The 23,133-nt window shown below is 64.1% G+C and carries 22 protein-coding genes and 1 pseudogene; 12 read left to right on the top strand and 11 right to left on the bottom strand.

Features of this window, described 5'->3' with window-relative positions:
- Positions 1-236, bottom strand: a pseudogene (locus tag IEY60_RS34815) (hypothetical protein); the annotation flags it as partial.
- A 488-nt stretch (positions 237-724) separates the two neighbouring features.
- Here IEY60_RS34815 and IEY60_RS34810 point away from each other — a divergent pair.
- The 4 genes from IEY60_RS34810 to IEY60_RS34795 all read left to right on the top strand — a co-directional run bounded on the left by IEY60_RS34810 (position 725) and on the right by IEY60_RS34795 (position 5,553).
- Entirely contained in the window at positions 725-2,224 is a 1,500-nt protein-coding gene (locus IEY60_RS34810) for an MFS transporter (RefSeq protein WP_189034807.1), read from the top strand.
- Positions 2,225-2,721: 497 nt separating this feature from the next.
- Positions 2,722-3,522 carry a crotonase/enoyl-CoA hydratase family protein gene (locus IEY60_RS34805; protein ID WP_189034806.1) on the top strand — a complete coding sequence of 267 codons (801 nt, stop codon included), beginning with the start codon at positions 2,722-2,724 and terminating at the stop codon, positions 3,520-3,522.
- 50 nt (positions 3,523-3,572) lie between these two features.
- The gene (locus tag IEY60_RS34800) at positions 3,573-4,757 is read left to right on the top strand and encodes an acetyl-CoA C-acyltransferase (RefSeq protein WP_189034805.1); all 1,185 of its coding nucleotides are present in this window, start codon (positions 3,573-3,575) and stop codon (positions 4,755-4,757) included.
- A 160-nt stretch (positions 4,758-4,917) separates the two neighbouring features.
- Positions 4,918-5,553: a TetR/AcrR family transcriptional regulator gene (locus tag IEY60_RS34795; protein ID WP_189034804.1), complete on the top strand. Its 636-nt coding sequence runs from the start codon at positions 4,918-4,920 to the stop codon at positions 5,551-5,553.
- A 77-nt stretch (positions 5,554-5,630) separates the two neighbouring features.
- Here the strand turns inward: IEY60_RS34795 and IEY60_RS34790 are convergent, their stop codons facing one another.
- Positions 5,631-6,356 carry an enoyl-CoA hydratase-related protein gene (locus IEY60_RS34790; protein WP_189034803.1) on the bottom strand — a complete coding sequence of 242 codons (726 nt, stop codon included), beginning with the start codon at positions 6,354-6,356 and terminating at the stop codon, positions 5,631-5,633.
- Between the two features lie 155 nt (positions 6,357-6,511).
- Here IEY60_RS34790 and IEY60_RS34785 point away from each other — a divergent pair, with 155 nt between their 5' ends.
- The 7 genes from IEY60_RS34785 (at position 6,512) to IEY60_RS34755 (ending at position 14,504) form a co-directional block, all read left to right on the top strand.
- Positions 6,512-7,636, top strand: coding sequence for an NADH:flavin oxidoreductase (locus IEY60_RS34785; protein ID WP_189034802.1), 1,125 nt, complete (start codon positions 6,512-6,514; stop codon positions 7,634-7,636).
- A 119-nt stretch (positions 7,637-7,755) separates the two neighbouring features.
- Complete coding sequence (locus tag IEY60_RS34780) at positions 7,756-8,361, top strand: hypothetical protein (RefSeq protein WP_229740395.1); 606 nt, start codon at positions 7,756-7,758, stop codon at positions 8,359-8,361.
- Positions 8,362-8,367: 6 nt separating this feature from the next.
- Positions 8,368-8,901, top strand: coding sequence for a hypothetical protein (locus tag IEY60_RS34775; protein WP_189034801.1), 534 nt, complete (start codon positions 8,368-8,370; stop codon positions 8,899-8,901).
- A gap of 195 nt (positions 8,902-9,096) precedes the next feature.
- Positions 9,097-9,603: a hypothetical protein gene (locus IEY60_RS34770; protein ID WP_189034800.1), complete on the top strand. Its 507-nt coding sequence runs from the start codon at positions 9,097-9,099 to the stop codon at positions 9,601-9,603.
- Positions 9,603-10,265 carry a hypothetical protein gene (locus IEY60_RS34765; RefSeq protein WP_189034799.1) on the top strand — a complete coding sequence of 221 codons (663 nt, stop codon included), beginning with the start codon at positions 9,603-9,605 and terminating at the stop codon, positions 10,263-10,265. Before IEY60_RS34770 ends, IEY60_RS34765 begins: the two co-directional genes overlap by 1 nt.
- A 39-nt stretch (positions 10,266-10,304) precedes the next feature.
- Positions 10,305-10,844: a hypothetical protein gene (locus IEY60_RS34760; protein ID WP_189034798.1), complete on the top strand. Its 540-nt coding sequence runs from the start codon at positions 10,305-10,307 to the stop codon at positions 10,842-10,844.
- A gap of 204 nt (positions 10,845-11,048) precedes the next feature.
- Positions 11,049-14,504, top strand: a complete 3,456-nt coding sequence (locus IEY60_RS34755; protein ID WP_189034797.1) for a serine/threonine-protein kinase — start codon at positions 11,049-11,051, stop codon at positions 14,502-14,504.
- A gap of 117 nt (positions 14,505-14,621) precedes the next feature.
- Here IEY60_RS34755 and IEY60_RS34750 read toward each other — a convergent pair whose 3' ends face one another.
- From IEY60_RS34750 to IEY60_RS34740, 3 genes are all read right to left on the bottom strand, one after another.
- Positions 14,622-15,461, bottom strand: coding sequence for an enoyl-CoA hydratase/isomerase family protein (locus IEY60_RS34750; protein WP_189034796.1), 840 nt, complete (start codon positions 15,459-15,461; stop codon positions 14,622-14,624).
- Between the two features lie 102 nt (positions 15,462-15,563).
- Positions 15,564-16,205: a lipoyl(octanoyl) transferase LipB gene (lipB, locus tag IEY60_RS34745; RefSeq protein ID WP_229740394.1), complete on the bottom strand. Its 642-nt coding sequence runs from the start codon at positions 16,203-16,205 to the stop codon at positions 15,564-15,566.
- A 66-nt stretch (positions 16,206-16,271) separates the two neighbouring features.
- Entirely contained in the window at positions 16,272-16,850 is a 579-nt protein-coding gene (locus IEY60_RS34740) for a TetR/AcrR family transcriptional regulator (protein WP_189034795.1), read from the bottom strand.
- A 180-nt stretch (positions 16,851-17,030) separates the two neighbouring features.
- Here IEY60_RS34740 and IEY60_RS34735 point away from each other — a divergent pair, with 180 nt between their 5' ends.
- Positions 17,031-17,768: a TetR/AcrR family transcriptional regulator gene (locus IEY60_RS34735; RefSeq protein ID WP_229740393.1), complete on the top strand. Its 738-nt coding sequence runs from the start codon at positions 17,031-17,033 to the stop codon at positions 17,766-17,768.
- Between the two features lies 1 nt (position 17,769).
- Here the strand turns inward: IEY60_RS34735 and IEY60_RS34730 are convergent, their stop codons facing one another.
- The 6 genes from IEY60_RS34730 to IEY60_RS34705 all read right to left on the bottom strand — a co-directional run bounded on the left by IEY60_RS34730 (position 17,770) and on the right by IEY60_RS34705 (position 23,042).
- Positions 17,770-18,762, bottom strand: coding sequence for a helix-turn-helix domain-containing protein (locus tag IEY60_RS34730; RefSeq protein WP_229740392.1), 993 nt, complete (start codon positions 18,760-18,762; stop codon positions 17,770-17,772).
- Between the two features lie 381 nt (positions 18,763-19,143).
- Complete coding sequence (locus IEY60_RS34725) at positions 19,144-19,551, bottom strand: SCP2 sterol-binding domain-containing protein (protein ID WP_189034793.1); 408 nt, start codon at positions 19,549-19,551, stop codon at positions 19,144-19,146.
- A gap of 176 nt (positions 19,552-19,727) precedes the next feature.
- Complete coding sequence (locus IEY60_RS34720) at positions 19,728-20,180, bottom strand: hypothetical protein (RefSeq protein WP_189034792.1); 453 nt, start codon at positions 20,178-20,180, stop codon at positions 19,728-19,730.
- Positions 20,181-20,338: 158 nt separating this feature from the next.
- Complete coding sequence (locus IEY60_RS34715) at positions 20,339-20,743, bottom strand: SCP2 sterol-binding domain-containing protein (protein WP_189034791.1); 405 nt, start codon at positions 20,741-20,743, stop codon at positions 20,339-20,341.
- 155 nt (positions 20,744-20,898) lie between these two features.
- Complete coding sequence (locus IEY60_RS34710; protein WP_189034790.1) at positions 20,899-21,336, bottom strand: tautomerase family protein; 438 nt, start codon at positions 21,334-21,336, stop codon at positions 20,899-20,901.
- A 242-nt stretch (positions 21,337-21,578) separates the two neighbouring features.
- Complete coding sequence (locus tag IEY60_RS34705; protein WP_189034789.1) at positions 21,579-23,042, bottom strand: class I adenylate-forming enzyme family protein; 1,464 nt, start codon at positions 23,040-23,042, stop codon at positions 21,579-21,581.
- Between the last annotated feature and the right edge of the window lie 91 nt (positions 23,043-23,133).

Here is a 23,133-nt window from a genome sequence, read left to right as displayed (position 1 = left end):
CGCATCGTGAGGTTGGTCCGCCAGTAGGTGGCCACCAGCAACACCCGGTCTTCGAAACACAACCCCCACGGCCGGCCCCGCAACGGCCGATCAGCGCCTTCGCGCCGCAACTGGGTGATCAGGCGAGCGAACGTGCGTGGCCGCAGCCCGGAGAACAACTCCACCATCACCGGGTCAGACGCCGAGATCACCACCGCGACACGATACCTGTTGCCACTCAACAACTTACGGGACATCCCTTAGGCTGTAAGTACTTGTGATCCAAACTGTTTCGGTAGCCGATGCGTGCAAAGTCGTCCGGATCCGAGCCAGGCCGGTAATGGTCGACGACACGGTGACGAAGGCAGTCATCGAGCCGATACAGAGCCCCGCGAGGGTGAACCAGCGTCTGACGTCCCGCCTGAGCGCCGCGCCCGCCGTCGTTCGAGAAGGATCTCGACTTCGTCAACCACAGGCGTGTCCTTTGCTCGCTCGCCGGCAGGTGTCGACTCCCACACCACGATCACGCTAGGTCCGCATCGCGCGGTCTGTGCAGGACACGACTGCCAGATCTCGGCACCTGTCGGACAGTCGCGTGGGTCACAGAAATTGCGCTACCGGTGAAAGGCTGACTATGGTCAGCCATAGTCAGATGGGTAGCCTGACGAATTCCTGTGCAAAGTCGCCACGCGACGCCGTTCGCGTCGCTTCATCCGTGAATCGACAATCGAGACGAAGGACATCAATGACTTCCACGTTCGAACTCGGGGCCCGCGCCCCCGAGAAGGCAGACACGGGCCGGCGTGGCTCGCATGCGTTGCGCTGGTGGGTGCTCGTCGTGCTGGGCGTTGCGCAGCTCATGGTCACGCTCGACGCGACCGTCGTGAATATCGCACTGCCTGCGGCGCAACAGGATCTCGGTTTCAGCGACGGCGATCGGCAGTGGGTGATCACCGGTTATGCGTTGGCATTCGGTAGCCTGCTGCTGCTCGGAGGCCGACTCGGTGACCTGTTCGGCCGACGTACCACGTTCGTGATAGGCCTGATCGGTTTCGCGGGTGCATCCGTCGTCGGTGGCGCGGCCGGTAGCTTCGAAATTCTTGTCGCGGCCCGTGTAGGCCAGGGAGTCTTCGGTGCACTGCTGGCACCCGCGGCGCTTTCGCTGCTCACCGTGACCTTCACCGAAAAGTCCGAAAGGGCGAAGGCTTTCGGCATATTCAGTGCGCTGTCTGGTACAGGCGCTGCGATCGGTCTGTTGCTCGGCGGCATGCTGACTGAATGGGCGTCGTGGCGCTGGGTGATGTTCGTGAACGTTGGTTTCGCCGCCATCGCCTTGGTCGGCGCGGTTCTGCTGCTGGCCAAGAATGTAGTGACCGAGCGGCCCAAGATCGATGTGCCGGGCACGCTCGCGGTCACCGCCGGTCTGTTCGCGATTGTCTACGGATTCGCACACGCCGAATCGACCAGCTGGAGCAACCCGGTTACCGTTGGGTTCCTGGCCGGCGGTGTAGTGCTGCTAGCGGTGTTCGTTTCGCTGCAGGCGAGGGTCGCGCATCCGCTGCTGCCGCTGCGACTCGTCTTGGACCGCACCCGAGGTGGTTCGTTCTTGGCGGTGTTCGTCATGGGCATGGGCATGTTTTCGATCTTCCTTTTCCTGACCTACTACTTGGTGGTCAGCATGAGCTACTCGCCGATCAAGTCTGGTTTGGCGTTTCTGCCGATGGTCGCGGGCATCGTTGTGTCGTCGACTCTGGTGCCTTCATTCGTGCTGCCCAGAGTCGGCCCGAAAATCGTGATCACCAGCAGCTTCCTGGTCGCCGCGGCCGGAATGATCTTGCTGACCCAGCTCGAGTTGGGCAGCAGCTTCGCCGCCGACGTTCTGCCCGGGCTGGTTCTGCTGGGCATGGGCCTCGGTGGTGTGATGACTACCGCGTTCCAGGGGGCGACGGCAGGCGTGCACCACGAGGACGCCGGTGTCGCGTCTGCCCTGATCAACACCAGCCAGCAGGTGGGCGGCTCGATCAGCACGGCACTACTGACCACCGTTGCCACCTCGGCGATGACCGATTACCTGACCTCACACGAGGCAGGCCAACTGACCACGATGGAGGCACATGTCGCGAGCTACACGGCCACCTTTACGTGGGGCGCCGGGATATTCGTGGCAGGTGCGGTGATCGCGGCGATCCTGGTGCCGAATGCGGCGCTGGCACCATCGGACGGCGAACCCGTGATCGCGCACTGAACCGTTCCGCGTGAACGGCGCAGCGCCAGCGTCGATGAGGACGCTGGCGGCTGTGTGCGTGGATAGTCGGGCGGGCCGCAGGCCCTCGGCCACGGCCGGCTGGTCCGCGTGTTGACGGTAGTGGCAGTCCCGTACTGATGATCGGCGCAATTGTGCTATGCCGCATCGGTTTCCCATTCGTATTGTTCAAGGCGTAGTTCGAGGCGGGTCCAGCCGCCTCTCCCGAATTCGCACCACCGTGGCCAACCCCTGCTGCCGGTGGTGTGCCGTGCCGTCACCGCGTTACCCCCGTCGAATCGCGCGGTGACGGCACATCCCTCAGTGCCTCTCGTGATGACTTCGACAGCGGACCACGGAGCTGATTGGTGACGGAGAGAACGATCTCTATCATCGGCTGACCACGTTGCCGACGCGAACGCGAACAGGTCTGGTAACGCACGAGAAGCGCCTGCCTTCGTGTGGGCAGCGATTCGTCTCAAGATAAGGAGCAGCGGTAGATGTCCGAAACGACGAGCGTGAAGTTCAGCACCGTCAAGACCGAGGTCCGCGGAAACGTGCTCCTGATCGGCCTGAACCGACCGGACAAGAAGAACGCACTGACCGGAGAGATGTTCGAGGCCTTGGCCGAGGCCTACAAGCGCTACGACAGCGATGACAATTTGCGCTGCGCCGTGCTCTACGGCGAGGGCGGGGCATATTGCGCGGGCGCGGATATGACGCAGCTCAAGGACCTCGTCGAGAGTGGCGCACTCGTCTACGGCGAAGGGGAGTACGACCCGTTCGGTCTCGAGGGCGCCCGGTTGTCGAAGCCGCTGATCGCCGCTGTGCACGGCATGTGTTTCGCGGGCGGGTTGGAGCTCGCCCTGAACGGTGAATTCATCATCGCCGCCGAAGGCACCCTGTTCGGCCAGCCTGAGGTATTGCGCGGCGTCTTCGCCTTCGGCGGTGGAGCAGCGCGCTGGGCGGAGAGCGTCGGCTACGCGAACGCGCAGCGGTATCTGCTCACCGGCCAGCACCTGGATGCCGCCGAGGCTTACCGAATCGGCCTGGTGCAAGAGGTCGTCCCGGCGGCGGAACTCTTCGATCGAGCGCTTCAGCTGGCCGATGAGATCGCGGCCGCGGCGCCGATGGGCGTCCGCTACTCGCTGGCTGTCTCCCGCCTCGCCGCCGAGGCGGGGGTTCGGGCCGCCTTCGATATCACGCCCCAGCTACGGACTGAGATCGTCGGCACCGATGACGCCGCCGAAGGCGTCCTTTCGTTCAAAGAGCGGCGGGCCGGCGCCTACACCGGTCACTGAGCCGGAACGCACCGTCGCTCGCAACTATCCACCCATCGAAGGACAGAATCATGAAAGAAGCGGCAATCATCTCCACGGCGCGCACCCCGATCGGGAAGGCCTACCGCGGCGCATTCAACGACACCCACAGTGCGACCCTCGGCGGGCACGCCGTCGAGCAGGCGCTGAAGAAGGCCGGACTCGAGCCGTCCCGTGTTCAGGACGTGGTGATGGGCGCCGCGATGACGACCGGCGTGCAGAGCGGTGACGTCGCGCGCCAGATCGCGATCCGCGCCGGAATCCCGGTCACCACACCGGCTCTCACCGTCAGCAAGTTCTGTGCGTCGGGTTTGGAGGCGATTGTCGCCGGTTCCTATCGTGTCCTCAATGAGGGCGTCGATGTGGTTGCCGCCGGCGGTGTCGAATCGATCAGCATGATTCAGGTCCCGGGCTACGACTTCATGATCGAAGAGCCGTGGATCAAGCAGAACAAGCCCGACTACTACATGCACATGCTGGAGACCGCCGAGGTAGTCTACGACCGCTACGGCGTCAGCCGGGACTCTCAGGACGAGTACTCCTTCCAGAGCCAGCAGCGCACCGCCGCGGCGCAGGCGGCGGGCCTGTTCGATGACGAGATCGTGCCGATGGAATCGGTGAAGCGCGTGGTGGACAAGGAGACCGGCGAGGAATCGTTCGTCACCGTCAGCCTCACCCAAGACGAAGGCAACCGGCCCGGCACCACCCTGGAAGGCCTGCAGGCACTGAAACCCGTTGCGCGCCCGGAGGGTTGCGTCACGGCGGGCAATGCCAGCCAGCTCTCCGACGGCGCATCCGCGGTGATCGTGATGAACCGCGAGACCGCGGAGAACGAAGGTATCCAGCCGCTCGGCTACTTCCGCGGGTACAACAGTGTCGGCGTCGAACCCGACGAGATGGGCATCGCGCCCGTATACGCGGTACCGATGCTGCTGGATCGATTCGGCCTGAGCGTCAAGGACATCGGCCTGTGGGAGCTCAACGAGGCGTTCGCGGTGCAGACCGTCTACTGCCGCGACAAGCTCGGCATCCCGGACGAGCTGCTCAACGTCAACGGCGGCGCCATCTCCATCGGCCACCCCTACGGCATGAGCGGCGCCCGGATGACCGGACACGCCCTCATCGAAGGTAAGCGCCGCGGCGCCAAGTACGTCGTCGTCACGATGTGCGCCGCGACCGGCCTGGGTGGTGCCGGTCTGTTCGAGGTCGCTTACTAGCGCCATAATCGCGCGACGGTCCGGCTGATTACTCGCCGGATCGTCGCGAAGTCATTTCTGGGGTCCGGACGCCGGCGGCCACGGTCACACCCGATACGCTCGACAAGACCGTCTAGACTGAATCGTCAAAGAGATGCGATCAGGAAGGCCGGGTGCCGTGATGCGCGAGACGGTGAAAACGCGGGGCAGCGGGGCGACCGCCGGGGATGAGCCCGACCGTGCAGGACTCTCCCACAAGGAGCGACTGCTGCGCCAAGGGACGCGGCAGTTCTACGCGAACGGCTTCAACGGCACGACTGTCGATGCTTTGCTCGCGGCCTCCGGTGTGCCGAAGGGGTCGTTCTACCATCATTTCGGATCCAAAGAGGCGTTCGGCCAGGCGGTATTGGAACGATACCGACACTTCCAGCTGGACCTTCTCGCGGCCTGGGCGGCTGAGACCGAACTGACTACAGCGGACAAGCTGACCGGTTACTTCGGCGCGATGATCGATCGGTTCGTCGACTCCGGGTTTCAACGCGCGTGCCTGGTCGGCAAATTCTCCACGGAAGTAGCGGCAACCTCCGAGGTCTTTCGCGGCCAGCTCGATGACGACCTTCGTATCTGGAAGTCGCGTCTGCGCGATATCCTGGCCGCCGGCCAGGCCGAGGGCGACGTTCGAACCGATCGGACTCCGGATGAACTGGCCGATACTCTCCTCGCCCTGATTCAGGGCGCATTCGTGGTCGCGTTGTCGACGCGGGATGCCGATTCGCTGCGTTCTGTGTGTGTGAGCATTCCGATGCTCATCACATAAGTGGTTGAAATACACAGGGAAGCTGTCCCGGTAACCAGCGTTACCGGGACAGCTTCCCTGTTTACTGCGCGAGGGTGTTACCCGAGGAAGCGGGCTATTGCCGCTTTGGCATCCGCCGAATGACAGCGCTCGATGAAATGCTCGGCCTCCTCGTCGATTACCCGCAGAACCTCGACCTTGTCGCGGTGGAGGAGGCGTTTGGTCAAGCGCACCGATTCGGCGGGTAGCGCCCGCAACGCCGCGGCGGCGTCGAGCGCCGCCGTCAATGCGTCGCCATCGGGCACGACACGGTTTACGAGCCCGGCCCTTTCCGCGCGGTCCGCATCGAAGTTGTCGCCGAGCAGCAGTAATTCCGAAGCTGTCTTGTATCCGGCGATGCGCGACAGCAGCAGGGTCGACGCGCCCTCCGGGGTCAGGCCCAATTTGACGAAAGGCAAAGAGAATACGGTCGAGCGGCCCGCGAAAGCCAGATCGCAATGCAGCAGCATGCTCGCGCCGATCCCGACCGCTACACCTTCGACCGCCGCGATGATCGGCTTTTCAGCCTCGACGAGGCTGTGCAACAGGTCGAACGCCGCCCTCGAATCGGGATCGTCGCGGAAATCCGCCAGGTCGTTTCCGCTGGTGAACCTGCCGCCGTGGCCCGTAACCACGGTGACGTCCACCTCGGGATCGCGCTCGGCCGCCACGACGCCGGCGGCGAGCGCTCGGTACATCTGGATGTCGAGGGCATTGCGTTTGGCTGACCTGTTGATCGTCAGGACGCGGACGCCGGATTCAGTGGTTTCGACGATCAGAGACATCCGATTCCTCAGGGAATTGTCGGGATGGGTCGGTTTTTTGCGGACTCAGTTGGCTGGCGCCATAGAGGACAGGTGGCCCGCTGTCGGCTAGACTAATTCGTCTAGACTTAATCGTCAAATGAACTCGACGCTGTCGGAGTATCAGGAGGAATCACATGACCACTACCTCAGGTGTCGGACGGACCGCGCAGGTGCTCGGCCGCCCCTTCACCATCGGCGATCTCACCGTGCCCAACAGGATCGTCATGGCACCCCTGACGCGGTACTTCTCGCCGGACGGAGTTCCCGGCGACAACGTGGCGCAGTACTACGCGCGTCGGGCCGCCGCGGATGTGGGCCTGATCATCACCGAGGGGACGCTGGTCGATCACCCCTCCTCGGGTACCAGCGAACGGGTCCCGCGCTTCTGGGGAGAGGAGGCCCTCGCCGGTTGGCGCGGCGTCGTCTCGGCCGTGCATCAGGCCGGTGGAAAGATCATCCCGCAACTCTGGCACGTTGGCGCCACCCGTACCGGCGGGGACGGTCCTGTCGAGACCGCGCCGCCGGTGGGACCGTCCGGACTCGCCCTCGACGGTTCGCCCAACGGTGACGAGCTGAGCGCCACCGATATCGATGACGTGATCGGTTCCTTCGCCCGCGGGGCCGCGACCGCTCAGGAGCTGGGTTTCGACGGCCTGGAATTGCATGGTGCCCACGGCTATCTTGTCGACCAATTCCTTTGGGGGCGAACCAATCGGCGTACCGATTCCTACGGTGGTGACCTCGCGTCCCGGGTCCGCTTCGCTACCGAGATCGTCGAGGCCGTCCGGGCTGCGGTCACGCCAGGCTTCCCCGTCTTCTTTCGCCTGTCGCAGTGGAAATCCGGTCAGTTCGACGCGCGCTTAGCCGACAATCCGGCGGAACTGGAAGCGATCCTGGCGCCCCTGGCCGCGGCCGGGGTCGACGTCTTTCACGCATCAACGCGGCGCTACTGGGTACCCGAGTTCGACGGCAGCGACCTCAACCTTGCCGGATGGGCGAGGAAACTCACCGGTAGGGGCGCGGTGACCGTCGGGTCCGTCGGCCTGGACAAGGAGTTCGCGGGCCCCGATGGGCGGCCGGCGCAGTCCGCGGTCACGGGCATCGGCGAATTGCTCGACCGTGCCGAACGTGACGAGTTCGACCTGGTCGCGATCGGCCGTGCTCTGATCGCTGACCACACGTGGGCACGTAAGGCTCTGACCGGACGCCTCGCCGAGGCCGAGCCCTATGACGTGGCACTGCTCGAAACCCTCCACTGACCTCCGAGTTCGGCCGCGGGTAGCTGGGCGTTGACATGAGAGCGAGCGATCTCTACTGTTCTTGTGATGCGGACCACATTCGGCGGCGAATGGGTCGCCCGTCACACACAGGAGGATCGATGTCATCGGTCGTCAACGGCAAGAGGCCGGTGCTCGACGTGGCCGACGCCGCGCCGTCGGGGCAGCGAGTATCACGTGCGCTCTGGATAGGCCGGGGCGCGGTGGTGCTGGCGTTGATCCCACTCGGCGCGGTCTATCTCGGACCGCGAATCTACGATCTCACCGCGACCCCGAGCCGACTGCACCATGCCGTCGAGGCGGGGGACCGCTACAACCCGACACTGACTCGCCTCATCGACCACGAACGGGTGACGGTGGGTGCTTTCGCGGTACTCGACGAGATTCGCGAGTGCCTGGCCGATGTCATCGCCATGGGCACTACGGTGTCCGCCGAACTCGAGGCGCTGGTCGGCCAGATCGCGGGCGACCTGCAGGCGACCCTGGACCGTACCGGCGTCGATGTCGCCGATCTGGTCGGTTCGCTCGACGCGCTCACCACACGCGTCGGCGGACTGCGGGCATCGGCGAATGAGGCCGCCACCGCCCTGTCGGGCAATCAGCAGACGATGGCCGCGATCCTCGATGACGTGCGGGCGACGGCCGCCGAAGTGCATAAGACACGTGTTTCGGCGGAATCCGCCGCCGGCGATCTGTCGGGAAGGTAGCGGGCGATGATGTTCTTCGGACGACCGGGCGGACCGGCTCGGACTGTTCTCGCGCTGGTGGCGGTCGGCGTGCTCGGCCTGTTCTCCTTCGTGCTCTTCAATCTGAACCGGAGTTTGGATGAACAGCAACGCGTCAATGATGCGAGTATCGGTATCTCGCAGAGCTTTCTCGACGTCAATGATCAGCTGACCGCGGAGCTCGGAGAGCTGACCGCGCTGACCGGCACCGCGCAGACGGCACTGGATTCCGTCAAGGCGCTGCGGCCGCTGCTGGCGAAATTGCACGATGCCATCACACCGGTCGCGGCGTCGCTGTCGAGCAGCGCGCAGGGGGCGCAGGTCACCGCCGAGCAACTCGGCCGGATCGCGGGGATTCTCGGCGAAGTGCACGACGTCCTCATCCCCTTGGTGGAATCCGCTCGGACGTTCGGCGATCAGGGCAAGGCGCTCCTGGCGATGATCGAGGGTTTGGTCACCGACTTGCAGGGGGCAGTCGCCTCGGCCGCGACGATCAACCAGATGCTGCCGCTACCGGGCTGATGCCCGTCGACCGCCGCCACCCATACCCCGATCGACTGGACAGAAATGCGACCCACATTCCGAATCCCGCCAGCAGCGGACCTTCGGCATATTGTCCCGCTCTCGGCGCTGCTCCACCGCGACAACGCCGCGGTCCGATATCCACTGACCCGGTTCTCGAGAGCGACCGAATGGCTCGGCCGGCTGGCCGCGGTCATGTCCGCGGTCCTGCTGGTGCTGGTACTCATGACCGTGCGGAAGGGCCTCGACGTACAGCACAGCACCGCCACTATTGTGGACAACTTCCGGCAGGCCAATCAGTACTTCGACGAGCGGGCCGACCTGGGCTCGCCGGCGCGCGCTCGTGACGAGCTGCTGGCGCTGAGAACTATTCTGGCGGAACTGGATTCGGCGACCGAGGCCGATGTGGAAAAGCTCGCTCTGCTGCTGCCCGATCTGCAGATCCTGGTCACTGCCGGCCACAGTGATGTGAATATCGCCAACCAACTCCACGGCGTCGCCTCGGCACTGCAGAGCGCGGCCGGATCGCTGCCTGGCATCGCCGCCGACGCGAACGCGTCAGTGGCGAGTGTGAACGATCGGCTGCTCGTGGCACTTGATCTGGTCGACCGGCTCAATGCCGAACTTCAGCGCACGACGGACAAACTCGCGCCGATCCCCGCTCAGGGAAACCTGATCCCCGCACCGGCAGGAGGGAACTGATGGCAGGCAAACGAACCTTCACCTCGGTGGTGCTGGCCGCCGGCGCGGTACCCGCGCTCGGCCTCTGTGTGCTGAACGGCTTCCTGCCCTCGCTCCGTGACGTCAGCGACCCGCTCGGTCGGCCATCGGTACTGAGTGAGCAGGTCATCGATTCAGCCCAGCAGCTGGACACCGTGACCGCGAAGATGGAGCCGAAGCACGCCCTGCTGGCGGTGGATATCCAGGTGCTGGGGCCACTATCGGGCGAGTTGGGTGTGCTGGCCGGCCGGAGCGTCGAATTGTCCCCGCTGGCAGCACTATTGACCGGCGACGCCGAGAAGGTCGGGCGCATCGCGGGACCGTTGCCGGATGTGGTCGCGGGCGTAACCGGGCGAGCCACCGAGGCCGACTCCACCATGGCCGGAGTGTCGACGTCGATCGGGTCCGTCACCACCGAACTACAGGGGATCCACGGGGGACTCGGGACCATCCGGGGCACCCTGCAAGCGCTCGGCCCCAAGACGTCGGGCATTGCCGCGACGCTGGCCGTCATTGCGGAACAAGCGGCACACGTCCAGGTGTTCGGGCCGCTCCTGGCGGTGATCGGCCCACCAGTCAACAGTCTCGGCATTCCGCCTTTGGGTTTCGAGGCACCACCGCTACCGCCACTGCCTCATTCATGAGCGTCCCGATGGCAATTCGATATTCGGACGGAGCGAACAATGCCTGAAGCTGACAGATATCGACTGTCTTGGGCGATAACCCTGGCGTTCACCATCGCGGTGCTGACCGGTCTGCTGATTGTCACCAGGGACCTGGGCATCACCAGCGACACATTCGCGGACGGTGTCATGCAAGCACGAACTCTCGACACCACGACCGATGGGGCGCTCGATGGGGCACACCAACTACCAGCGGCAACCGAAGCCGCCCGACAGGGCCTGCCGGAAGTGGTCGGCATCATCGACTCGCTCACCCGCGCGGATCAGACACTGGCAACCCTCGGTGACCAGCTCGCCATCCTAGGCGTCACATTGACCTCCGCCGATGCACCCCTGGTCGGAACCATCGCGGCCGCCCGGGACGCGGGCGGACAGGCCGGTGCGGCCGCCGACCCGCTCGGCGCGATCACGGTTACCCTCAACGAGGCGAACGCCAACGCGCAGACCCTCGGTCAGAAGCTCGACGAGACGCTGGTCCTTTCGCAGATGATCGACCAGAAGCTGCGCATCGCGCTGCTGCTGCCGAAGATCGGGAACTGACCCGAGCGCAACGTCCACAGCAGCGGCCGGCCGTACGCCGGGTCAGTCCGACTCTCGAGATCTGGAGACTATCCTCGAATTGTCGGGGCCTTACCGGGTCGAGAGGCAGCGTGCGATGATGAGAGGCTGTAGCAGCGAGTTCTTGTCGCTAGGGCGGTTCAGCGTGGTGGACGCTTCGTGCGTCCTCTCCGAGGTGTAAGTCGAATGCCGCATGATCCGGAAGGCACTCAACGCGACCTGCGGTTCGATATCGCGGCGGAATTGGCCGCCGCCGGTTTCGACAGTGCTCGCGAGATCGGCCGCGGTGGTTTCGGTGTCGTTTTCGAATGCGTCGAACCTTCGCTCGACCGTCACGTGGCGGTGAAGGTACTGACCTCGGAGGTCTCCGACGAGGAGCGGGCTCGGTTCCTGCGCGAACAGCAGGCACTCGGCCGACTTTCCGGACATCCGCACATCGTGCAGGTCATGTACGCCGACATTACGGCGACGGGTCGTCCCTACATCGTGATGGCACTACATCGCCGCGGTTCACTGATGAGCCGGGTTCGAGACCTCGGTCCGGTGCCCTGGCCGGAGGTTCTGTCGATCGGGGTCAAGGTGGCCGGTGCGCTCGCCGCGGCGCATGCGTGCGGAATCCTGCACCGCGACGTCAACCCGGCCAACATCCTGGTCAGCGACTACGGCGAGCCGCAGTTGGCGGATTTCGGTATCGCCCGTATCGGTGGTGTATTCGAGACCGCTGCCGGGGTAGTGGCAGGAACACCGGCGTTCACTGCTCCGGAGATCCTGCGGGGCGGTGAACCTTCGGCGAGCTCGGATATCTATGGACTCGGTGCCAGCTTGTTCTGCCTGCTGACCGGTCATGCGGCCTTCGAGCGCCAGGCCGGGGAATCGCTGGTGACGCAGTTTCTGCGAATCAGCTCCGAGCCGATCCCCGATCTGCGCGCGGCGGGTGTGCCCGGATCGCTGTGCGCGGCAATCGAATCGGCGGTTGCCGACCCGGCGGACCGTCCCGACACCGTCCAGGAATTCGGTGAGCGACTCCGAAATGTGCAGTTCGCGAGTGGTCTTCCGGTCGACGCCATGGCGTTGCCTCGCGGCTCTAGAGCCTCCGACTCAGTCCAGCCCGAGGCGCTACCGGTCCCGGTGGTGGCGACACGGGTGCCGGAAGAGCCACTTCCGACACCGGAGACCCGGTATCGGCCGCCGACATCGCTGCGCCGATTGGTCGAGCGGCCCAGGCTGCTGAACTTCCTGCGGGAGGCGCAGACACGGCGACTGGTCTTGATCCATGGGCCCGCCGGCTTCGGGAAGACCACCGTGGCGGCACAGTGGGGTGATGCGCTCGAGGCAGAGGGTGTCCGCGTCGCCTGGTTGAGCGTCGATCCCGACGACAACAACGTGGTGTGGTTTCTGGCCCATATCGTCCATGCGATCCGGCGCGGCAGTCCTGGGCTGGCGACGGGACTGACGGAACTGCTCGAGCAGCAGTCCAGCGAGGCCGGGCGACACGTGATGACCGCGCTCATCGACCAGATCCACGACAGCGGGGAAACCATCGCGCTGGTGGTAGACGATTGGCATCGCGTGACCAGCCGATCCTCGATCGCGGCCATGGAATTCTTGCTCGACCGCGGCTGCCATCACCTGCGCCTGATCGTGGCCAGTCGCACCCGCACGGGATTGCCGCTCAGTCGGCTGCGCGTCCGCGACGAACTGCTCGAAATCGACGAGGCCGCACTGCGATTCGACGCCACCGAGACGACCGAATTTCTGACGGGGATGAACGGACTGGCACTGGCGGCCACCGATATGGAGAACCTGCGCCGCTCGACCGAAGGCTGGGTTGCGGCGCTGCAACTGGCGTCATTGTCGCTGCGCGGAAAGCCGGATCCGGGCACGTACATCAGTCAGATCTCCGGGCGCCACTACGCGATCGGTGAATATCTGCTGGAGAATGTCGTCGACTCGCTCGAACCGGACATGCTCGAGTTCCTGATGCGCACCTCGGTCACCGAACGCATCTGCGGTGAGCTCGCTGAAGTGCTGACCGAACGGACACCCGGCCAGGAATTGCTCGAGGAAGTTCGTCGACGGGATCTGTTCCTGCGCAATGTCGACGACGATCTTCGATGGTTCCGCTATCACGGACTGTTCGCCGACTTCCTGCGCCGCCGCCTCGTCCTGCGACACCCCGGCCTACTCGAGCAGTTGCACAGGAGGGCCTCATTGTGGTTCGCCGAGCACGATATGCCGATCGAGGCGGTGGACCACGCGCTCGCTGCCGATGACCCGGATCTGGCCATGTGCCTGGTGCAAGAGCGCGCCGAGCAGCTGCTCGAGGCTTCCCGGATGGCGACCCTGCTGGGCTTGAGCGCGAAATTGCCCGGGTCGCTGACAGCGTTGAACCCGGTGCTCCAGGTACAGATTGCCTGGGCGAACATCGCCCTGCTCCGGCCCGCGGCCGCGAGCGCCGCGCTCGACCGAGCCGATGCCGCGGTGGCCGCGGGGACCGTCGACGACGAGCAGGCCGAGGAGATCGGCCTGGCGGCCACCGTGGCCCGCAGCTGCAACGATCTGGCGGCGGATCGCTACTCCGAAATCCCGGCGCCGCTGTTGGCGCGAGTACGGAAGTCGGCCAGCCCGTTCCTCTGCACCACCACCGCGATCGCGGCGTCCGCGTCGGCGCTCTACCGGTTCGACTTCGAGGAGGTACACCGCTGGCATCGTTGGATCGCCCCATATCGGGATCGCACTTCCGGTCCCTTCTCGGTGATGTACTGCGATTGCATTGCCGGCATGGCCGCCGCCGAACAACTCGATATCGCCACTGCCGAGTCCTGCTGCCGGACCGCTATGAGTCTGGCACTGCAGACCGGCAAGCAGTCACACGCCACCCGGTTGGCCAGTGCATTGCTCGGCGAATTGCTTTATGAGAGAGGACAGTTCATCGAGGCGGAGGAATTGCTGTCCATCGGGCTCGGCCCGGAGGGCGGCGCCGCCGAATTCCTCTTGGCCACCTACGGGACCGGTGCGCGCGTTGCCGCCGTGCGGGGCGACCTCGACCGCGCCCAGCAGCGCCTGGCGGCCGGCGCGGAGATCGCCGCGGACCTCTCGCAGCCTCGATTGGCGGCGCGGATGGTCAACGAACGTGTCCGCCTCGGTCTGCCGATACCCGACACCGAACGACAGCGCCTCGAGAGTCTTCCCCCGTACACCGCGCAACCCGATCTCCCCCTGGCCGTCGCTCTCGAACTCGCCCACGATTCCGCGATCCGGCTGCTGCTCGCCGAGCAAACACCCGCAGCATCCCAGCGAGCCTGCGATATGGCCGAACACCTCGTGCGCGAGATCAGTCGTCAGGAGCGGCCGAGAGCCCTGCTTCTCGCTGAACTAATGCATGGCTGCTGCCTATCGGCAACCGGGCAGAATATGCGCGCCGCCGAACTCCTGGCCCCGGCACTGACCAGGTGCGCGAAACTGGGACTGGTACGGCTGGTCGTCGATAGCGGCCGCCACCTGCAGCCCGTCCTCGAAACGCTCGCCGGCGCACCGTCGACCGTCCAGTTGCCGCGCTCGTTCCTGATGCAGACCCTAGCCCAATACGAGTCGGTCCCACCGAAGCGTGGCGGTACGAGCGAACACGAGACGCACCGTTAGTGCCGGTTGCGCCCGAAGTCACCTGGGACGCGCCGCCCCGAGAGCTTCATGAGTGTCTCGGGGCGGCGCTGTTCGCGGTTGTGCCGCGGTCGCGACTAGGGGGTGGCCTGGTCGCGGTCAGTTGCCGATGTAGGTCGGGTACGGGCCGCTCTCGAGCCAAATACGGCGCTTCTCGAACGGGATGGCGAGGAAGTCTTCGATGGCGGTCTTCGCGTCGACCGACTGCATGGCGTGCAGCCACGCCAAGCCCTCGACCTCGAGTCCGCGTTGCAGGTCGCCGTCATTGCCGAGGTAGAGGGCGCGTTTCGCATTGGCGACGCCCAGCGGTGCGAACTGTGCGATCTCAGTGGCGATTTCGTGCGCTCGTGCCGTCGCGTCGGGTACCACCTCGCTCACAATGCCCAGCGACAGGGCGACGTACGGAGTGACGACGCGACCCCGCAGCACGAAGTCCACCGCCTTGGCGTGACCGATCAGCCTGCTCAGCCGCTGCGTAGCGCCGGCGCCGGGCAGAATACCCAGCCGCACCTCTGGATTGCCGTATCGGAAATCGCCGCTCTCGCCGATGCGGATATCGCAGGCGAGCGCCAGCTCCAGGCCACCGCCCATCGTGTCCCCGTTGAGGGCTGCGATCACGACCTTGGGCAACGCGACGATCTTGTCCAAGAGCGACTTGAACTGGCGGACGGCAATCGCCGAATAGCGTGACGTCTCAGGCGCTTTGATAATTCCGTAGAGTTCTTCGGCGCTGAAGTGGGTCATGAACCCGACCTCGTCCGGATCGGACTGGATCACGATCGCCCTGTACTGTGGATCGGCCCATTCGGTCACGAGTTGATCCAGCTCATTGAGCGCTGCGATGGTCAGATAGTTGAGCGGCTCGCCAGACGAAAATGTGACCGCAAGAACGCCATTGGCTTCTTCGACCTTGAAGAGGTTGGTAGATGTCGGCGCCATACCGGTGTGCTGCCTTTCGTTGGAGGTGCATCTCCATGATTGAGCGGTGTCGCCCGTCCTCATAGGACAAGTGCGACACCCCACCGCACCGGTCTGCCAACGTCAAGCTGCTCCGAGCGCGGCGGCTACGGCCGCTCGCACCGCCTCTTCCGTAGGGGTGGGCTTTCCCATGGCCGCGGTCATCTCCGCAATCGAGGTCATCGCCACCTCGGGCAGTCCGCAGGCCGTGAATGCCGAAAAAGCCGCCAGGTCTGGCGCGATATTCAGCGCGAACCCGTGGCTCGTCACGCCGCCGCGAATCCTCATGCCGATCGAGGCAACCTTCTTGTGCTCCAATGTCCAGACTCCGACCAGGCTCTGCGCTTTGGTCGGCGTATCGCGTCGAACAGTCCGCAGGCCGAGCGAATCCAAGGCGCTGATCAAACCTTGTTCCAGCCATCGGACGATATCCCCAGGACCACGCTGACGGAGATCGAGCACCAGGTAACCCATCAGCTGCCCCGGACCGTGGTAGGTCGCTTGGCCCCCTCTGTCTACCTCGACCAGGGGAATATCGGTCTGCACAGGCAATTCGTGACGTGGGGTCCGGGCACCGTAGGTGATCACTGCGGGATGAGTGAGCAATGCCAGCCGATCCGCGATCAGTCCTTCCCGCCGCTCCCGGACCCAGGTATCCATCTGCGCAGCGGCCTCGAGGTAGGGGACCTCGCCGAGATCGAGCCACTCCAGCTCGGACTCGCTCACATCAAAACCTCTCGGGTGCTCTGCGCATACCCGGTCGGCACAGCAGGATCGTGGCTAATGACCATGTCAGGAGGCCGCAGACTCGGGACCGGTTTGCTCGTTCGCTTCGGCGGCAAGTGCGGCATCGAGCAGCACTTCCGCGGCCACGCGTGCCTGCGCTGCCGCTTCCTTGAAGTTCGAGTGCATCTGCGCGCTGACGAAAACACCGTTCATCAGAATCAGCAGCTGCGAGGCCAGGGGCTCGGTGTGCCGGAGGCCCGCCTCGGTGAGGTACCTGGCGAAGATCTCGCGCACGAAGTTCTTGTGAGCCACCGCGATGTCCACGAAGCTGTGTTCCGGGTCGGCCATTTCCACCGCGACATTGATGAACGCGCAGCCTCGGTATTCGGGGTCTGCGGTCAATCGCCCGAGGAAGTCGAATGCAGCGAGTACGCGTTCCCGGCCGGTATCGCCGGTCCGTTCGACCTCGCGCTCGAACTTGGCGCGGAGTCGCTGATCCCGATCGATCAGGTAGGCCTCGACGAGGCCCTCCTTCGACCCGAAATGCCGGTACAGGGTCATGATCGGGGTCTGCGCCTCGTCGAGCAACCGGTTGACTCCGACGGCGCGGATGCCGTCGGAGTAGAACAGCTGTGCCGCGGTCATGAGGCGATCCCGAGGTGGCTTGTCGTGGGTTTTTGCCGCATTCGCCATGGAGTCAGTATAGCGAGTGTTCTTTACCATGACCTGTTCAGGAGCGATGCCGTCCATCGCCGCATCCGCTGGCATCTGTCTTGTAACGTCGTTACACGAGGCCTTCTTGGCGACGGGACGATGGGGAGGTGCATGGCTTCGATGCCGAAACACAGCAAAGATGGCGACGTCCGGTTGACGTCCGAACAGATCGTCGAGCGGCTGGTCGACGCGGCGACGAAGCTGCTCGCAGAGGCAGGGCCGTCGCAGATCAAGGCACGCTCGGTTGCCGAGGCGGCCCAGGTATCCACGATGTCGGTCTACTACCACCTCGGCGGCCTACCCGAACTGCTTCAAGCTGTGGTCGACAACGGATTCCGGGAGCTCGATCGAGTGTTCAGGGCGGTCCCACGCAGCGAGGATCCCGCGGCGGATCTCTTCGGAATAGCATTGGCATGCCGCCGCCTGGCTCAGACCAACCCGCACCTCTACGATTTGATGTTCGGTCTCTCGACACGTCGTGGCTATCGACAGCTGCGACCTTCGCGCCCTGGGTCGACGGCCCGATCCGAGGCATTTCAGGCGGCATACTCGCATCTGGTGCGGGAATGTGCCCGCTTTGTGGAAAGCGGGCGTATCCGTCGTGACGAGAACCCGGAGGTCGTAGCTACTCAGCTGTGGAGCTGCGTGCACGGATTCGTCACCCTCGAGCTAGGCGATCACTTCGCGCAGTTCCGGGATCCCGTGGGTCAGGTCCTGCAGTCGATGTTGGTGAACATAATGGTTGGGCTGGGCGACGCCGCGGAGTCTGCCCGCGAGTCACTCGTCACCGCAGTGCGTGTGCAGTCGGAGTCTTCGGACCGGAACCGGCTAGTCGACCGACGGGATTGATTCAGCTGGCCAATTCGTCGACGGTTGGTGCGAAGCGTGGGTTCAGCGCTTCTCGGTAGTCGCTCGGTGACATGGACAAGAAGGTCCTGAACTCGCGACCGAAATGGCTGGCGTCGTAGTATCCCCAACGATGGGCAATGGACCCGATCGAGAGACTGGTCGCTGCAATATCGCGGCGTGCGCCGGCGAGTCTTTGCATGCGAACGACCGATCCGACGGTGTCTCCCGTCAGGGAGAAGGCGCGATGTACCGTGCGGCTCGACACATTGAACGCCTTGGCCATGTCGACCACGCGGATCGGGCCGCTCTGGAGACGCTCCTTGATCCACTGTTCGAGCTGTGATCGGAGAGCAGGCAGCAATGCCGGTCCGTCGTACGTCGCGCGCGTGTTGCTGCGGATCACCCCGGCAACCAAGGTCAGCAGCGCCTCCCGCGCGGCATCGACCTCGGCGGCATCCATGGACGCGACGTGTTCTCCCATACTTTCCACGAAGCTGATCAGCAGGCGTGCCAGCGGCCGAGATTGGTCGAGCATCAGGCCGTCGGGGATCGCGCCGCCGGTGTCGTAGGGGGCGAGCGCGGTGAACGGGAAGGCCACGCTCCGCTTCCGGAGCCCGCTCGAAACAGTGGAGGAGTAGGCCACTCGGCTTGTAGAAATGAGGGCGGTCCCGGCTTCCATGCGCGTGGTTCCCGAATCCAATTCGAAGAACTGACTGCCCGACGATGCGGTGAGGAGGATCAGCGACTCGGTATCCGAAGCCTCGACCAGGCGTTTCGTGCGAACTACGGTCAGTTCGGGGCACTCCCATTGGGTGACCTTGATATCGCTGAGGTCGAAAGACTGGAACATCCCGTGGAATTCCTCGTCCGCGTCGGCGGGAAGGTTGACATCCATCGGCACCAGCCGGCCCGCCATCGCCTGCTCCCATGCTGTCCGGCGATCCCGGCGCTCGACCTGGCGGAGGTCGAGCGCCGTCGCCGAGTCGTTCTTCATGATGCCGTGTCCCATGGTCCGAGATGCCGTCATCATGCGAGCAGGTCCGCCCGGACGGCGTCGCACTTGCACAGACCCTCAGCGCTGGGGGATGTGGGCATCTGATGACTCCTCTCGTGACGGCCGTGGCACGACCGGAAGGCAACGATGTTGCCGGTAGCTCCATAATGAAAGTTGTAACGAAGTTACAGAGACGATACGCGCTTGCTCTGACTGTGGCAAGGGTCACAACTATCCGCGCACAGGATGGGTCTGCGGGTATCGGGCTCGAACGGGCGGGCGTTGCTGTGCTGCCCGACGGCCTAGGTGCTCGACCTGGCTGAGGTCGAGCACCTAGAACTCGTCGTCTTCACGATGTTGCGCGCCATCGTCCGGGCGGCGTCATTTGACGAGCAGGTCCGTCCGCCCGTCGTTCTTCAGCAGCTCGATGTACGCCGGGAACAGCTTCGTTTGCGCCGCAATGGCTCTGGCCACAATTGCCATTTTCCCTTCGAGGCGAATTTCGCCCCGGGTCACCGCCATGGTCAGATTGAGGTCGCCCTGCCAGAAACGGTTCGCAAATTCTCCGGTCATCCGGAAGATGGCATCTGCCTCTTCGTCCCCTGCGCCGGGAACAGCACTCAGATTCGGAATGTCGATGATCATGCAGCCGTCGGGTTCGGTGGTGAGCACCTTGAAGACACCCGGGGTGTTCGAGAGCCTCTCGTACAGGTCCGGGTCACTCTTGGCCTGTTCGAAAGCCATGCCGATGTACTTGTACAGTTCGTCGGCGGTGGGCGTGGTGGTCATTGTTGGTTGTTCCTCTCGTGACGGCCGTGGCACGGCCGGGCGGCAACGCTATGTGCTCTGGGTCGCAATCCACGTTACGAACGGGAGCACGGTGCTCAATAGGACAAGGACGACCGGTGGCGGTATTCCCACGCCACTCCAGCAATTGGCCCGGCGTCAACTGACCCGAAAGTAGGCTATTTGACAGACATCAATGCAATGAACCGGAGAACCGCAATCGGGTGTGTGATCAGACCCTTGACGATGAGCTCCTTGCGAAGAATTGCGCGGATCACTGCCATTCCCTGTCTACTGAAGAAGCCGGTCGGGAGCATCCCGCCTGCTCGCATCGACAGCTGGGACACGGTCATCAATTGATCGCCAGTCACGTCGATCACGGTAACGCTGGGCCGCCCGACTACATCGTTCAGGACCAAGGCATTATCGAAGCCGAAGAGAATAGTGCATGCCGATCCGGAGACGCCTTCGCGCAATGCGACTGGGCGAGTGATTCTCGTGGCTGTCCTACGTCTGCCCGGAAAACTCTGGAAGTTCTCTTGGAGTAGCAGCCCGGTCAGCATTGCCAAGCCGTTGGCATCACCGCCCGAATAGAATGTGCATTCATACTGGTCTTCGGTAGCTTGTGTCATGCAAGTTGCCTTTGCGGAGTAAGCGTGGGCGCAGGAGAGGGCGGGCCGACAGGTGCCGATGGACGTCGCCCTCGGTCCGACGCTCGACCTGGCGCAGGTCGAGCGTCGTCGCCGAATCGTTCTTGACGACGCCGTGTTTCGTCGTCCGAACGGCATCATCAAGCGAGAAGGTCGGTCCTACCGGCGTCCGTCAGCAGCTTGATGTAGGTCGGGAACAGTTCTTTTGCAGTCGGAATGGCCTTGGCCAAGGTGGACATCTTCCCTTCGATGCCGATCTCGCCCGACGTCACGGACAAGAGGAGATTCAGGTCGCCCTGCCAGAAGCGGTTCGCGAAATCACCGGTCATGCGGAGGGTGCAGTCCGACTCGTCGTCGGCGCTGCCCTGGACTGCCGTCATGCGCGGGATGTCGATGATCACGACGCCGTCGGGCTGGGTGGTGACTACCTTGAGCACACCCTCGCCGCTCGAGAATTTCTGGACGAGCTTCGGATCGCTCTTGGCCTGTTCGAACGTCAGTCCGATGTACTTGTACAGGTCCTCGGCGCTGGGGGATGTGGACATTCGGTTGGATCCTCTCGTGACGGCCGTGGCACGACCGGGCGGCAACGATGTCGCCGATCATTCATAATGAAAGTTGTAACGTGTTGACACGGTCGGGTAGGCGAAATGTCCGGCGGTAGCTGCGTGGACGCCCACCCTCGACGCGGCTCGAGCCGCTAGACGGTCTCCCACTCGACGGCGGCGTTGATGCGCGCCCATTCCCGCTCCGCTTCAGAGTCTCCCGGCGGCGGCTTGATCCCGTTGGTCCGCCACAGTTGGATCGGGGTTTCGTCGATATGGATCTCCCAGCGGAAACCGCGATCCTTGACGTGGGGCGCGATTGCGTCCTCGAATGCAGACATGGCAAGCTCCCGGAAATCGTCCGACTCCGGCATCCGACGGGCAATGTGATCGATCGTGATGCGGACGAAATCGTTCGCCGCTTCCCCGCCGATCCAGATCGAGTCGGCCGGCTGGTCGTGGAACACGACCACGACATAGAACCGCGGCAGCCCTGCGAAGTCTACGTAGACGTCGGTGATCGCGTCCGAAAACGCCTTCTTCTGTTCCGTGCTGTACGCACCTTCGGGTACGTAAATCTTCCACATCGGCATGTCGTTCTCCTTGTCCTTTGAAGCTGGCATTCCGACCATCCGTTGTGGTCTGTGCCACATCCAAGACTACGAATTTCGAGTGGTGGTCAATAGGATCAGCACGACGGGCGACGGTATTTCCACGCCTGAGAATTGAGCGGACAGGCCCCTGTCGATACCACGCACGACGGCCGGATCCATGGCTGTGTTTCCCGGATCCGGCCGTCGACGAGCCGTCTGCGTATGTAGTTGGAGTTACACTTTTATGCGTCGGCGGAGACTGCGGCGTGTGCTTTCCGCAAGGTGGGTTTATCGATCTTGCCTACCGCGTTCTTGGGAATGGCCTCCACCACGAAAGTCGTGGGCCGCTTGAAGCCGGCGAGGTGTTGCTCGCACAGTACGGTCAGTGCTTCGGTATCGATGACCGCACCTGGTCGCGGTTGGACATAGGCGACGACGATCTCGCCCCATTTCTCGTCCGGCACGCCGATCACCGCGGCCTCCAGCACCGACGGGTCTGTGGTCAGGACGTCCTCGATCTCCTTGGGGTAGATGTTCTCCCCGCCCCGGATGATCATGTCCTTCGACCGTCCGACCAGGACCACATAGCCGTCCTGGTCGAAATGGCCCACGTCACCGGTGTGCAACCAGCCGTCCACGACCGTTCGCGCAGTCTCCTCCGGGCGACCGAGGTAGCCGCGCATGATGTTGGGCCCGCGCACGATCACCTCACCATCCTCGCCGTTCGGCAGTTCGGCGCCGCTCTCGTCGACAATCCGTATCTCCTGACCGACCAGCGGCAGACCGATGCTGCCGGCACGCCGGGGGCCGTCGACCGGGTTGCACGTCGAGACGCAGGTGCCTTCGGACAGTCCGTAACCCTCGACGATGGGGAACCCGTACCGCTGCTCGAACCGGGTCAGCAAGACATCCGAGGCTGGTGCGGCACCGCAGGCACCGAACCTCAGGGAAGACGTATCGGGCACGACCTCTGGCGGGAGCGCGGCCAGCATGTTGTAGATCGTCGGCACTGCGCTGAAATAGGTGGGCCGCTCATGCTCGACGAGGTCGAAGAAGGTCTTGGGGTCGAACCGACCGACGATGACCGCGCTACCGCCTGCGAGCAGTGGCGACAGAATGCTGACGATGATGCCGTTGACATGGAACAGCGGCAGGATCAGCAAAGAGCGATCGTTCGGTGTCAACGCGAGCGCGACGCCCATCATCTCCGCCATGGCCGAGATATTGCTGTGGTCGAGCATGACGCCCTTCGGTGTCCCGGTCGTGCCACTGGTGTAGACCAGAAGCGATAGCGCGTCCGAGTCCGAGATCGGTACCGGATCGAATGCCTCGGGGTCTGTGTACAGCGCGTCGGCGGCGAGGGTCGGAGTGCCCTGTGTGGTCGAGTCGTCCTCGATGATCAGCAGGCGTGCTCCGGAGTCGTTGAGCTGTCGTTCCACTTCGATCGCGGTCATGCTCGGATTTACCGGGGTGACCGTGGCGCCGATCCGCCAGGACGCGAAGAGCAGCAAGACGAACTCGAGGCGGTTGGTCAATTTTATGGCGACCACATCGCCGGCACCGATCCCGAGATCATGCAGGTGGCGTGATGCCGCCCGTACCCGAGTGAGCAACTCGGCATTGGTGAGCGAGTTGCGTCCATCGGAGATCGCCGGCCCATGCGGGTCCAGATCGGCGCGGTGGTCGGGCAGAGCAGCGAAATGCATTGGCGTACCTATCGGGTGGAGGTGTGTTGGGAGCGCACGGGCTTGGCGCGACCACGACTCGAGTCGGGCGTGGTCGGCCAGGTCACGGCGC

It is taken from the genome of Nocardia rhizosphaerihabitans (assembly GCF_014646295.1).
Lineage (GTDB): Bacteria > Actinomycetota > Actinomycetes > Mycobacteriales > Mycobacteriaceae > Nocardia > Nocardia rhizosphaerihabitans.
This window is presented reverse-complemented; position numbering and strand designations above follow the sequence as displayed.